The 13,484-nt window shown below is 65.2% G+C and carries 10 protein-coding genes and 1 tRNA gene; 5 read left to right on the top strand and 6 right to left on the bottom strand.

The genetic code is table 11. The features are described 5' to 3' along the window. Positions 1-6: 6 nt before the first annotated feature. From GK109_RS06130 to GK109_RS06115, 4 genes are all read right to left on the bottom strand, one after another. Positions 7-1,425: a DUF4032 domain-containing protein gene (locus GK109_RS06130; protein ID WP_157239094.1), complete on the bottom strand. Its 1,419-nt coding sequence runs from the start codon at positions 1,423-1,425 to the stop codon at positions 7-9. Between the two features lie 123 nt (positions 1,426-1,548). Continuing rightward, positions 1,549-2,631: an ABC transporter ATP-binding protein gene (locus GK109_RS06125; protein ID WP_018762103.1), complete on the bottom strand. Its 1,083-nt coding sequence runs from the start codon at positions 2,629-2,631 to the stop codon at positions 1,549-1,551. A 232-nt stretch (positions 2,632-2,863) separates the two neighbouring features. Next, a complete protein-coding gene (gene otsB, locus GK109_RS06120) occupies positions 2,864-3,700 on the bottom strand; it encodes a trehalose-phosphatase (protein WP_157239092.1) in 837 nt (278 codons plus the stop codon). Then, positions 3,690-5,192, bottom strand: a complete 1,503-nt coding sequence (locus tag GK109_RS06115) for a trehalose-6-phosphate synthase (RefSeq protein WP_157239090.1) — start codon at positions 5,190-5,192, stop codon at positions 3,690-3,692. The genes otsB and GK109_RS06115 overlap by 11 nt, the downstream gene beginning before the upstream one ends. A 179-nt stretch (positions 5,193-5,371) precedes the next feature. Between GK109_RS06115 and GK109_RS06110 the strand changes: the two genes are divergently transcribed. The 5 genes from GK109_RS06110 (at position 5,372) to GK109_RS06090 (ending at position 10,518) form a co-directional block, all read left to right on the top strand. Next, complete coding sequence (locus GK109_RS06110; RefSeq protein ID WP_157239089.1) at positions 5,372-6,247, top strand: thioredoxin domain-containing protein; 876 nt, start codon at positions 5,372-5,374, stop codon at positions 6,245-6,247. Between the two features lie 157 nt (positions 6,248-6,404). Next, positions 6,405-6,481, top strand: a tRNA-Thr gene (locus GK109_RS06105). Between the two features lie 76 nt (positions 6,482-6,557). Then, the gene (locus GK109_RS06100) at positions 6,558-6,983 is read left to right on the top strand and encodes a ChaB family protein (RefSeq protein WP_157239087.1); all 426 of its coding nucleotides are present in this window, start codon (positions 6,558-6,560) and stop codon (positions 6,981-6,983) included. A gap of 98 nt (positions 6,984-7,081) precedes the next feature. After that, positions 7,082-9,253 carry an elongation factor G-like protein EF-G2 gene (locus tag GK109_RS06095; protein WP_157239085.1) on the top strand — a complete coding sequence of 724 codons (2,172 nt, stop codon included), beginning with the start codon at positions 7,082-7,084 and terminating at the stop codon, positions 9,251-9,253. 11 nt (positions 9,254-9,264) lie between these two features. Continuing rightward, on the top strand, positions 9,265-10,518 hold the full coding sequence (locus GK109_RS06090) for an MFS transporter (RefSeq protein ID WP_157239083.1): 1,254 nt from the start codon (positions 9,265-9,267) through the stop codon (positions 10,516-10,518). A 77-nt stretch (positions 10,519-10,595) separates the two neighbouring features. Here GK109_RS06090 and mmsB read toward each other — a convergent pair whose 3' ends face one another. Both mmsB and mmsA read right to left on the bottom strand, forming a co-directional pair. Further along, positions 10,596-11,876 carry a multiple monosaccharide ABC transporter permease gene (gene mmsB, locus GK109_RS06085; RefSeq protein WP_157239081.1) on the bottom strand — a complete coding sequence of 427 codons (1,281 nt, stop codon included), beginning with the start codon at positions 11,874-11,876 and terminating at the stop codon, positions 10,596-10,598. 4 nt (positions 11,877-11,880) lie between these two features. Next, a complete protein-coding gene (mmsA, locus tag GK109_RS06080) occupies positions 11,881-13,410 on the bottom strand; it encodes a multiple monosaccharide ABC transporter ATP-binding protein (protein ID WP_157239080.1) in 1,530 nt (509 codons plus the stop codon). Between the last annotated feature and the right edge of the window lie 74 nt (positions 13,411-13,484).

The raw sequence follows: 13,484 nt of genomic DNA, 5'->3' as shown, positions 1-13,484 counted from the left end.
TGCGGTTCAGTCGTCCGAGTCGGGGTACTCGTCGATTGACTCGTCTTCGCCGTAGCGCGACTCCTCGGTCTCCACTTCGAGGATCTTCAACAGCTCCGTATCCGGGTTCAGCATGATGGCGGCCTCGTCCCGGCGGTGCCGCAGGATTGAGTCGATGTAGGACTGCACGGCCTCCGCCAGCGGGATGTGCCGTTCCTGCTTTTCGGACATGTACCAGCGGTGTTCCAGGACTTCGTGCACCACTTCAGCGGGTTCGAGCTTGCCGGAAAGGTCCCGCGGAATGGACCTGACGATCGGCTCGAAGATCTGGCTGACCCAGAGGTGGGCGCTGTATTCCTCGTCCATGCCCGGGTTGTTGTCTGCGCGGAACGAATCCATGTCATTGAGGAGGCGGCGGGCCTGGTTCTCCTGGGCGTCGATGCCCGTAAGCCTCAGCAACCGCCGCTGGTGGTGCCCCGCGTCCACCACCTTGGGCTGCAGCTGGATGGTGGTGCCGTTCTGGGTGGTCTTGATGGCGTATTCCTCGACGTCGAAGCCGAGTTCGTTGAGCCGGCGGATCCGGGCGCTGACCCGCCAGCGCTCACCCAGTTCGAAGGACTCCTTTTCGGTAAGCTCCTGCCACAGGCGGCGGTAGCTGTCCATGATCAGCTCGCTGGTGGCCACCGGGTCCACTTTTTCCTCGATCAGCCCGCCGTCGAGCAGGTCCATCAGCTCGCCCGCAATGTTCACCCGTGCGATCTCGAGGTCATATTCACGCTGGCCCGTGGACAGGTCCGGGTACAGCTCGCCGGTCTCCGCGTCCACCAGGTAGGCGGCAAATGCTCCGGCGTCGCGCCTGAACAGCGTATTGGAAAGGGACACGTCGCCCCAGTAGAAGCCGATGAGGTGGAGGCGCACCAGCAGCAGCGCCTGGGCGTCGATAAGGCGCGTCAGCGTGTCCTTGCGGAGCATTTGGGAGAACAGGGCGCGGTACGGCATGGAGAACTTCAGGTGCCGGGTGACCAGCACCGGGTTCAGCGGACGCCCGTCCAGGGTGGTGCGGCCGGTAATCACGGCCACCGGCTCCACGCAGGGGACATCCAGCCGGGCCAGCTTGCGGAGCATGTGGTACTCGTGCCGGGCCACGTGCTCCGACGTCTCCTTGATGGCGATGACGGAGCCGCCAAGATGGGCGAAGCGCACGATGTGGCGGGAGATGCCGCGCGGCAGTGCGGCCAGGTTCTCTGCGGGCCAGTCTTCCAGGGCAATGTGCCACGGCAGGTCCAGGAGCTCGGGGTCCGCGGCCGCCGCCGTGATGTTCAGCGAGCTGGAGACCGAGGCTGCCTTGCCGTCGTCAGCACTGGCGGCCACAAACCGCGGCAGCTTCCCGATCTGCCCGTAGTCGGTGGGTTCGTCGTGCCACTGGGCGCTGTATTCCTCGGTCATGGCTCAATTCTTCCGTACATCGGGCGGCCCGCTAAATTCTCCTGGGCCGCAGTTAAAGGCCGACGGCGGCCCGCACCATTGCGTAAAGGTGCGGGCCGCCGTCGGTTTGGCTTTTGCTGGGAATCAGTCGCCGAGGCGCAGGCCGGTCTTGGTGTCGAACAGGTGCACGTGGCCCGACTGAGGACGGACGTAGATGACCTCGCCCTTCATCGGGGGGCGGCGGCCGTCGACGCGTGCCACGATGTCATGGTCCTTGCCGTCAAGCGTGGTGTGGCCGTAAACGTAGGCGTCGGCGCCGAGCTCTTCGACGACGTCGACCTCAACCTTCAGGCCTTCACCCTGCGGCGCGGTCTCGAGGTCTTCCGGCCGGCTTCCAAGGGTAACGGTGGAGCCGTGTGCTTCCTCGAGGACGTCGCGCGGCACGGGGTAAACGGTGCCGCCGAACTGCACGCCGCCGTCCACCACGGGGAGTTCCAGCAGGTTCATGGCGGGGGAGCCGATGAAGCCGGCAACGAAGACGTTCTTGGGACGGTCGTACAGGTTGCGCGGCGTGTCAACCTGCTGCAGCAGGCCATCCTTCAGCACGGCAACGCGGTCGCCCATGGTCATGGCCTCGACCTGGTCGTGCGTCACGTAGACGGTGGTGACGCCGAGGCGGCGGGTCAGGGATGCGATCTGCGTACGGGTCTGCACGCGGAGCTTGGCGTCAAGGTTGGACAGCGGCTCATCCATGAGGAAGACCTGGGGGTTACGCACGATGGCGCGGCCCATGGCGACGCGCTGGCGCTGGCCGCCGGAGAGTGCCTTCGGCTTGCGGTCCAGGTACTGCTCAAGGTCAAGGAGCTTGGCGGCTTCGCGAACGCGCTCGGCGCGCTCTTCCTTGGAAACACCTGCGATCTTCAGGGCGAAGCCCATGTTGTCGGCCACAGTCATGTGCGGGTACAGCGCGTAGTTCTGGAAGACCATCGCGATGTCGCGGTCCTTCGGGGGAACATCGGTGACGTCGCGGTCACCGATCAGGATCCGGCCGGCGTTGACGTCCTCAAGGCCTGCGAGCATGCGCAGGGAGGTGGACTTGCCGCAACCGGAGGGTCCAACGAGGACCAGGAATTCGCCATCGGCGATGTCGATGTTGAGCTTATCGACGGCGGGCTTATCTGTGCCCGGGTACAGACGCGTAGCGTTATCAAAAGTAACTGTAGCCACAGTTATCAATCCCTTCACCGGCAGGTACGTGCCGGACGATCCGTTGTGAATGGTTCATGTTTGTTCAGTTTTGTGCCGCTGACGCTCCCGGGCCGAGGCCGAGGAGCGCCGAGTGACGCCGCACGGTTCTTGTGCGCCACATCACATGCAAGAGTATGTCAGATGTTTCAACAATGGTTGCAAATGTTACGGTCATCACATGTGAGCTTGCGCATGCCCGGGCCGGGCGGCACTACCCCTGCGCGGCTGCAGGGTCCTCCTCTGCCACGGCGATGCTCCGCTCCTGGAGCAGCACCTCCAGCAGTTCGGCAATATGGACCGGAGCCTCAACGCGGTATTCGGCCTGGGTGAAGTCAAGGCCCACCTTGACGCCTACGTCCCCCGGCTCCAGGCGCGCCAGGGCGTCTTCGTCCGTGGTGTCATCGCCGGCGAACAGGACACCGGTAGCTCCGGTGATCTGCCGCAGGAAGGTGACGCCCTCGCCTTTGGACGCGTTGACCACCGAGGTCTCAAGGACCCGCTTGCCGTCCTTGAGGAACACCCCCTTCCGGTCCTGCAGCAGGGAGCGGGCAGCAGCCACGGCGTCTTCGGCGACATCATCGGCGGCGAGGCGGGTATGGAGGACCACCCCTGCGGGCTTGTCCTCAAGCGTGGTGCCGGGAGCTTCCCTGACGATGTCCTCCAGGACGGTGCGCACCTCGTCCAGGAGGGCCTTTTGCCCTTCATCGAGCGTGAGCCCGGCGGATCCCGGACCCAGCCATGCCTCGGCGCCATGGCTGCCGATGAGGAGCGTGTCCACCGGAGGGGAGGCGACGGCGCGCAGGCTGGCGAGGGCGCGGCCGGAGATGAGTGCCGTCGTCGTCCGTGGAAGCACGGCGAGGCCGGCGAAGGCGGCCGCCGAGCGCGGCAGCGGCCGGGCGTCGTCGGCGCGGCCGACGATGGGCGCCATCGTGCCGTCGAAATCCATGGCCACGAGCAGGTGCTCGGTCCCGGCGATCCGCCGGATGGCTTCCCGGAGCTCGGGGGACAGCGAAAGCCGGTCCTTGGCGTGGCGGGCGTCATGAGTCATCGCGGACCACCTTTTCGTTGAGCGCGCGCAGGAAGTCGGCGGACCAGTGGTCCACGTCGTGCTCGAGGATCTGCTTGCGCATGGCCCGCATCCGCCGGGACGCGTCCCGCTGTTCCAGGTTCACGGCACGCATGATGGCGCCTTTGAGGCCGTCAATGTCATGCGGATTAATCAGCAGTGCCTGCTTGAGCTGGTCGGCTGCACCGGCGAACTCACTGAGGACCAGGGCACCGTCGTTGTTGGTGCGCGCCGTCACGTATTCCTTGGCCACAAGGTTCATGCCGTCCCGAAGAGCCGTCACCAGCATGACGTCGGCAGCAAGGTACAGCGCCACCATCTCTTCCACCGGATAGCTGTGGTGCAGGTAGCGTACGGCGGTGTTCTCGATGGTGTCGTACGTGCCGTTGATATGGCCCACCGTGCCCTCCACCTCCTCGCGCAGGAGGCGGTACTGCTCAACGCGCTCGCGGCTGGGGCTGGCCACCTGGATCAGGGTGGCGTCGCCAACGGAAAGCTTGCCGTCCGCCAGGAGCTCCTCAAAGGCCTTCAGCCGGTGCCGGATGCCCTTGGTGTAGTCCAAGCGGTCGACGCCGAGCAGGATCGTCTTGGGGTTCCCGAGGTCCTGCCGGATCTGGCGGGCCCGTTCAATGATGTCCGGGTTGGAGGCCAGTTCGGTGATCTGCCGGACGTCAATGGAGATGGGGAATGCCTGCGCCCGGGCAATGTGCGTAACGGCGCCGTCCTGGCCCTTCACATGGACCTGCTGCTGCTTAACGCTGGCGCCGAGGAAGCGGCGTGCGGAGCGCATGAAGTTTCCGGCATCGCTGGGCCGCTGGAAGCCCACCAGGTCGGCACCGAGGAGCCCGTCAATGATGGCCTGGCGCCACGGCAGCTGCGCAAAGATCTCCGGCGGCGGGAACGGGATGTGGTTGAAGAACCCGATCCGGAGGTCCGGCCGCGCTTCGCGCAGCAGGCGCGGCACCAGCTGGAGCTGGTAGTCCTGTACCCACACCGTGGCGCCGTGATCGGCGTGGCGCACGACGGCGTCGGCGAACCTCCTGTTGACCTTGCGGTAGGCGTCCCACCACGTACGGTGGAACTCCGGCGGGGCGATGACGTCGTGGTACAGCGGCCAGAGGGTGGCGTTCGAGAACCCCTCGTAATAGAGCTCCACTTCGTCGGTGCTGAGCTGGACGGGGACCAGGTCCATGCCGCCGTGGCTAAAGGGCTTGACTGTCTCGTCGGGGGCGCCGTGCCACCCTACCCACGCGCCGTCGGTCTTGGTCATCATGGGGGCCAGCGCAGTCACCAGCCCGCCGGGGGACCGGCGCCAGCCGGAGCCGTCATCCCCGCTTTCCCCGGGTGCGCAACGGTCCACCGGGAGCCTGTTCGACACCACCATGAAGTCGTACTTCGTGGCTCCGCCGTGGGCGGAGCCGGCGGTGCCGGACGTAGATGTTGCGGAAGGTTTTTCCTGGACGGGTGTTTGCATTGCGGCCCCCTGGGGTTGCTTGTGCCTCTCAGCCCACCCTAACGGGACGGAATCTTCCGTGCTATTCGTCCGTTGGTCAACCCGGCGGTTAGTTGAAAGCGCAAGCTCCCAGCTTTCTCCCCTAAAATGTAGGAGTTGCCACGAAGTGGTCCCCCCACGTCAACCGACCCAAGGAACACATGAGCCCCGCAAACGAAGTACGTAAGTCCAAGGCTGAGCGCACCGCGGAGGCGCGGGAAAAGGCGCGCCAGATCCGTGAAGCGCAGCTGAAGAAGGACAAGCGCAACAAGCTGCTCATCGGCTGGGGCATCGTGGCCGCCGTCGTCGCCATCCTGGCTGTCGTTGCGCTGGTGGTGACCACCAGCATCAGGCAGAACACACCCATCGCCGACCAGGGTCCGGTGCCAGCCAACGCCAACGTCAACGGAGGCGTGACCCTGCTGGCCAACTCCGAAGTGAAGAAGACGGACCCGGCCACGGTGGACATGGCCAATCTTCCGGCCAAGCCTGAAACACAGCCCAACCCCGTGGTGGCGCCGGGGGCCGAGGCCGAAGCGGGACAGCCGGTCAAGGTCATTGCGTACATCGACTTCATCTGCCCCGTTTGCCTCCGGTTCGAGGAAACATACAACGAGGCCCTGACCAGCCTTCGCAATGAAGGCAAGATCACTATGGAGTACCGGCCGCTGGGCTTCCTGGACCGCCAGTCCAGCACCAACTACTCCTCACGTTCCGCGAACGCCGCCGCGTGCGTTGCAGACAAGGCCCCCGGGAAGTACGCGGATTACATCAATATCCTCTTCGACAACCAGCCCGCCGAGGGCGGAGCCGGCCTGTCTGATGACAAGTTGAAGTCCCTGGCCAGCGACGTTGGCGCAGACATCAACAGCTGCGTGGACGACAAGACTTTCCGTCCCTACGTCAAGTACTCCACGGACCTTGCCGCAAACTCCGGCATCTCGGGGACGCCCACCATCTTCATCGACGGCAAGAAGTGGGACGGCGCCTCGGACCTGAACGCCGAGATCCAGGCGGCCATCGACGCCAAGGCCTAAGAGCCCAACGGCACATCGGCGGCCCGTTCCGGATTCTTCCCGGAACGGGCCGCCGTCTTTAAGGCCGGTATGGGGCCTTGGCGCGGGCGTTTTTACCACCGGCGCCACTTGGGCTAACCTTATCTAGCGCCGTTCAGGCGCCAGCCCGCAGGGGCACGCCTCCTTAGCTCAGTTGGCCAGAGCACCGCTCTTGTAAAGCGGGGGTCGTCGGTTCGAATCCGACAGGGGGCTCCACTACCCTCTCCTCTCCGGACGGCTAAGCTGGTTCTATCCCGAACATCAGCCTGCTGATAAAAGGAGTGTGGGTGCCATGCCCAAGACCGGAAAGAACGGCCACGCCCGCAAGGATGAGCTGCCCTCGACCCTGCAGCGCTCCGGGCGGAAGGCCCAGGACACGTTCGCCAAAACCTACGATTCAGCCCTTGAGAGCTACGACAATGACGAGCAAAGGGCCGCCCGGGCAGCCTACGCCTCGCTCAAGCACAGCTACGAGAAGGTGGGCGACCACTGGGAGCCGAAGGAAAAACGCGGCCCCTCGGACAAACGGGCCGAAGGGGGCGTGCGGTCCTCCGAGCCCACCGCGGGCGGCGTGAACGCGAACGCCTCGAAGGAACATCTCTATAAGCTCGCGCAGGAGCTGCACATCGACGGCCGTTCCAAGATGGATAAGGACGAACTGGTCAAAGCCATCCAGAAGGCCAACGATGCGGCTACCCGGAAGGCCCGCGGCTCGTAATTTCCCTTCTGCCTGCCCTTGCCGTACAGCCCCTGCAGGGTGTCGAATCAGAGGACATGTTCAGCCCGGTTGGATGGCGAAGGCGCCAGGAGGTTCCCATGTCGGTCAGAGGCACCAAGGACTCAGCCAGGACAGCGGCCGGAAGGAACGGACCCGAGTCCCGACGTGCCGATGCCTCCGCCGGAATCGCAGCAGAGGAGCCCGCCAAAATCCGGAACGTGGCGCTTGTAGGCCATTCAGGCGCCGGGAAGACCATGCTGATCGAGGCGCTGCTCGCTGCCAACGGCATGATCACCCGCAAGGGATCCATTCCGGACGGGACCACCGTCAGCGATTCCGACCCCGCCGCGGTCCACCAGCAGCGCTCAGTGACCCTGTCGCTGGTGCCGCTGCTGGTTGACGGCATCAAAGTGAACCTCCTGGACACCCCGGGCTACCCGGATTTCATCGGCGAACTCCGTGCAGGACTCCGCGCCGCGGATGCCGCCCTGTTCGTGGTGTCCGCGGTCGACGGGATCGACGCCACCACCACCGCGCTGTGGGATGAATGCGAGCACATGCGCCTGCCCCGTGCCGTCGCCATCACCCGCATGGACCACCCGCGGGCAGATTACGACGGCGTCCTGGCCGCCTGCCGGAAGTCCTTCGGCGAGGGCGTCCTGCCGCTGTACGTTCCGGTCCGGACGGGCGCTGAGGTCACCGGCCTGCTCGGCTTGCTGTCCGGGACGGTCAGCGATTACTCATCCGGGGAGCCGTCCGCAACGACGCGCGAAGCGACCCCCGACGAACGTGCGGCCTTCGGCGCCGCCAGGGGGGACCTCATCGAGGGGATCATCGGCGAGAGCGAAGACGAAACCCTGATGGACCGCTACCTGGCAGGCGAGGACATCGAAACCGACGTCCTTGTCGCTGACCTGGAAACCGCCGTCGAGCGCGGGTCCTTTTTCCCCGTCCTGTCCACGTCGGCCGTCAGCGGACTGGGGACCGCGGAACTGGTGGAGGTCCTGGTTCGGGCCTTCCCGCCTCCGTCGGACGGCCGGGTGCCCGAGGTGACGGACCTGGCGGGCGCGCCCGCCGGGCCCTTGTCCTGCGATCCGGAGGGCCAGTTGGCGGCAGAGGTGGTCCGCACCTCCATCGACCCGTTCCTGGGCCGGATCTGCCTGGTCCGGGTTTTCTCCGGCACGCTCCGGGAGGATGCTCCGGTGCACGTTACCGGCCAGGGCCTGGCCGACCGCGGCCACCAGGACCACGACACGGACGAACGCGTTACGCACCTCTACTCCCCGCTCGGTGCCTCGCTGCGGCCTGTCCCGCACTGCGTGGCGGGGGACATTTGCGCGGTGGCGAAACTGGGAAGCGCCGAAACCGGAGACACCATCTCCGGCCGGGACCGGCCGCTGCTGCTGGCCACCTGGGAGATGCCCGAGCCGCTGCTGCCCGTGGCCGTGGAGGCTGATTCGCGCAGTGACGAAGACGCCCTGGCGCGCAGCCTGGGGAAGATCGCGGCCGGCGATCCCACCTTGCGGGTGGAACGGAACCAGGAAACGCATCAGCTCGTCCTTTGGTGCATGGGGGAGGCCCACGCCGAGGTGGTGCTGGACAGGTTGCGGGACCAGGGCGTGAAGCTGCATACGGTGGACGTGGTGACGCCCTTGCGTGAAACTTTCTCGGCCCCCGCCGCCGGCCATGGGCGGCACGTCAAGCAGTCCGGCGGCCACGGGCAATATGCTGTCTGCGATATTGACGTGGAACCCCTGCCACGCGGCGGGGGCTTCGAATTCGTGGACAGGACGGTGGGCGGCGTGATCCCGGGGACGTTCATCCCGTCCGTGGAGAAGGGCGTCCGTGCCCAGATGGAAAAGGGGGTCAGCGCGGGCTTCCCGGTGGTGGACCTGCGGGTGACGCTCACGGGAGGCAAAGCGCACAGCGTGGATTCCTCCGATGCCGCATTCCAGGCCGCCGGGGCGCTGGCCCTGCGCGAGGCGGCGGCAGCAGGGCGGATCCAACTCCTGGAGCCGGTGTCATCGGTGGTCATCACTGTAACGGACGAGCACGTGGGGTCCGTGATGAGTGACTTGTCCGCCAGGCGCGGCAGGCTCACCGGAACCACCTCCTCCGGTGACGGCCTGACCGAAATCAGCGCTGAAGTCCCGGACCAGGAACTGCTGCGCTATGCCGTCGATTTGCGGGCCCTCACCGCGGGATCCGGGCGCTTCCGCCGCCGGTACCTGCGGCATGATCCGGTACCCGCCAGCTTCAGCACCCCGTAGCCGCACCTGCCATGAACGACGCAGCCAGGAAGATCCAGCGCGTCTACCTGACGCTGACCCTGGGAAACACCCTGGCGGCCTCGTTCATCTGGGGCATCAACACGCTCTTCCTGCTGGATGCGGGTCTAAGCAACCTGGAGGCCTTTGCCGCGAATGCCTTCTTTACCGCCGGCATGGTGCTGTTCGAGGTGCCGACCGGAGTAGTGGCGGACAGTTGGGGCCGCCGGGTTTCCTTCCTGCTGGGCACACTCACGCTGGCCGGGTCCACCTTCCTGTACTACCTGCTGTGGCAGTTTTCAGCCCCGTTCTGGTGGTGGGCCGTGGTCTCGGTCCTGCTGGGCCTGGGCTTCACCTTCTTCTCCGGCGCAGTGGAGGCCTGGCTGGTGGACGCCCTGAGTTTCGCCGGTTACGAAGGCGGGCTGGAAACGGTGCTTGGCCGGGGGCAGATGGTCTCCGGCGTTGCCATGCTGGCGGGCTCCGTGGCCGGCGGGGTCATTGCCCAGGCCAGCAACCTCGGTGTTCCGTTCCTCGTTCGGGTGGGCGTGCTCACCGCCATGTTCGCCGTGGCCTTCCTGCTCATGCACGACGTCGGCTTCACGCCTGAACGTTCGGCCCATCCGCTGCAGGCCACCCGGGCAGTATTGCGGGCATCCGTGGACAACGGACTGAAGAACCCGCCCGTCCGCTTCATCATGCTGGCGGCCCCCTTTACCGAAGGGGTGGGCATCTACGTTTTCTATGCCCTGCAGCCCTACCTGCTTCAGCTTTTCGGAGACCCGCGGGCCTATGCCATAGCAGGCCTGGCGGCGGCCCTGGTGGCAGGAGCGGACGTCGTCGGCGGATGGATGGCGCCCCGGGTCCGGAAACTGGTCCGGCGGCGGACCAGCGTGCTGATAGCCACGAACGTGGCCAGTGCACTCATCCTGGTGGTGCTCATGTTCACCAGCGTCTTCTGGCTGGCGTTGGTGCTCCTGGCACTCTGGGCAATCGTGTCCTCGGCCGGCACGCCCGTCCGGCAGGCATACCTGAACGACATGATTGCCTCGAAGCAGCGTGCCACAGTGCTGAGCTTCGATTCCCTGATGGGCTCGGCCGGGGGAGTGGTGGTGCAGCCGCTGCTCGGCCGGGCCGCGGACCTCTACGGCTACCCGGCTTCACTGGCCGTGGGTGGGGCAGTGCAACTGATTGCGGCTCCCTTTATCCTGCTCAGCCGTCGGCAGCGCTCGCCGGCGGATGTTGCTACCGGAGTCGCGGCAGCGCCCTGAGCTGCAAAGACCCGGGCCCCGGACGCGTCGTCCAGGGTCCGGGTCTGCATGGAGCAGCGCCGCGGCCGCGGTAGCCGCTACTTGACGCCCGCCTCCACGGTTTCGCTGGCCGCCGGCGTCGCTTTTTCCTCGGCGGGCGGAGGTGAAGTCTTCAGCTTGAACCGTTTGCCGAGGTCACCGCCGTCGCCGCTGCGGTTCTTGTTGAAGATATCGAAGCCGACGGCCAAAAGGAGTACCAGGCCCTTGATGAGCTGCTGGTAATCGGTGCCCAGGCCCAGGATGGACATGCCGTTGTTGAGCACTCCCATGATCAGGCCGCCGATCATGGCCCCCGCGACTGTTCCGATCCCACCGGTAACAGCGGCGCCGCCGATGAAGGCTGCAGCGATGGAGTCCAGTTCGAAGCCTGTTCCACCGGCGGGCTGCGCAGAGTTGAGCCGCGCGGTGAAGACCAGGCCTGCGAGCGCGGCGAGCACGCCCATGTTCACGAAGAGCCGGAACGTGACGGCCTTGGTCTTGATGCCTGACAGTTCAGCTGCATGGAGGTTGCCGCCGATCGCGTACGTGTGCCGCCCGAAGACGCTGTTGTTCATCAGGGCGGTGTAGGCGATCACCAGCACGGCCAGGACCACCAGGACGATCGGCGTGCCACGGTAGGAGGCCAGCAGGAAGGTGATGATGAGCATGAGTAGCGCGGTGAAGGCGGTCTTGATGACGAACCAGACCAGGGGTTCGCTCTCGAGGTCGAACTTCCTGCGGATCCTGCGCTCCTTGAGGGCCTGGATCAGCAGCGCCACGGTAGCGCCGGCACCCAGGATCACTGTGAGCCACTCCAGGACGGACGTGCCGCCGGAGATGTCAGGAAGGAAGCCGCCGCCCAGGGCCCGCAGTTCGGCGGGGAAGGGGGTGATCTGCTGGTTCTTGAGGGTGATGAGCGTGAGTCCGCGGAAGATCAGCATGCCCGCCAGTGTGACGATGAAGGCCGGGATCCCCACATAGGCGATCCAGTAGCCCTGCCAGGCGCCCACGAGGGCGCCGACCAGCAGGCAGGCCGGGATTGCGGCCCACCACGGCCAGCCCCAGTGCACAATCATGACGCCGGCCACGGCGCCGATAAAGCCGGCGACGGACCCGACGGAAAGATCGATGTGACCGGCGATGATCACCATTACCATGCCGATGGCCAGGATGAGGATGTAACTGTTCTGGACCACCAGGTTGGTGACGTTCTGCGGTTCCAGCAGGATCCCGCCGGTCAGCCCCTGGAACAGCAGGACGATCAGGATCAGGGCAACGAAGATGCCAACCTGGCGGAGGCGGCTTGTGAGGAATCCGAGCGATTCTCGTAAGGCGGACATTTCGCTATTCCTTCTCTTTGGTCATGTAGTGCATCAGGGTTTCCTGGGTGGCCTCGGCGATGGGGACTTCACCCGTTATGTGGCCGGCGGCGAGGGTGTAGATGCGGTCGCAGATGCCCAGGAGTTCGGGAAGTTCCGAGGAAATGACGATCACGGCTTTTCCTTCGGCCGCGAGTTTGGCGATGATCGTGTAGATCTCGTATTTGGCACCGACGTCGATCCCGCGGGTGGGTTCATCGAGGATGAGCACGTCCGGGTCGGAGAACATCCATTTGCTCAGCACCACCTTCTGCTGGTTGCCGCCGGAGAGCTTGCCGGTGATGGCGGCCACCGAGGGTGCTTTGATGTTCATGCTCTTCCGGTAGCCGTTGGCCACCACGGTCTCCTGGTTCTTGTCCACGAAGCCGCGTTTGGCGAGCTTGCGCAGAGCTGCCAGGGAGATGTTGCGCTTGATGTCCTCGATGAGGTTCAGGCCGTAGTGCTTGCGGTCCTCGGTGGCGTACGCAATGCCGTGCCGGATGGCGTCAGAGACAGTTGAGGTGTTGATTTCCTCGCCGTACTTGTAGACCTTGCCTGACGTTGCGGTGCCGTAGGTCCGGCCGAAGACGCTCATGGCGAGTTCCGTGCGTCCGGCGCCCATCAGCCCGGCAAGTCCCACCACTTCGCCCTTCCTGACATGCAGGTTGGCGTTGCGGACCACCATGCGGCTGTGGTCCTGGGGATGCCGGACGGACCAGTCTTCGATCCGGAGGACTTCTTCGCCGATGTTCGGCTCGCGGTCCGGGTACAGGCTCTCCAGGTCACGTCCCACCATGCCGCGGATAATCCGTTCCTGGGTGATCTGGCCCTCATCGAGCCGAAGGGTCTCGATGGTTTTGCCGTCCCGGATGATGGTGACGGCGTCGGCCACCTTGCGGATTTCATTGAGTTTGTGGCTGATGATGATGCTGGTGACCCCCTGGCCCTTCAAATGGAGGATCAGATCCAGCAAGTGGCCGGAATCCTCGTCGTTGAGGGCGGCCGTGGGCTCGTCCAGGATGAGCAGCTTCACTTCCTTGGACAGCGCCTTGGCGATTTCCACGAGCTGCTGCTTGCCCACGCTGATGTGCTGGACGGGAGTGACGGGGTTTTCGTCTAGGCCCACGCGGGCCAGCAGCTTTGCTGCCTCCAGGTTGGTCTTGCGCCAGTCCACCCATCCGTTGGTGGCTTGTTCGTTGCCGAGGTAGATGTTCTCGGCGATTGAGAGGTACGGGCTCAGCGCCAGTTCCTGGTGGATGATCACGATGCCCCGCTTCTCGCTGTCCGAGATGCTGGAGAAGTTGCAGGGTTCGTTTTCGAAGAGGATTTCCCCGTCGAAGGTGTTGTGAGGATAGACGCCGGACAACACTTTCATGAGCGTTGACTTGCCGGCGCCGTTCTCACCGCAGATGGCGTGGACCTCGCCACGGTTCACATCCAAGGTGACGTCCTGCAGCGCTTTCACGCCGGGGAACGTCTTGGTGATTCCTCGCATTTGAAGAATGGGTGTGTTCATCGTCAATTCCCACTGACTGGTCGAAGCTTGGCCTTCCTGCTGCTGCAGGAAGGTGCGGGCGGGGCTGTGGCCGG

This window comes from Pseudarthrobacter sp. GA104 (assembly GCF_009741265.1).
In the GTDB taxonomy this organism is placed as follows: Bacteria; Actinomycetota; Actinomycetes; order Actinomycetales; family Micrococcaceae; genus Arthrobacter.
This window is presented reverse-complemented; position numbering and strand designations above follow the sequence as displayed.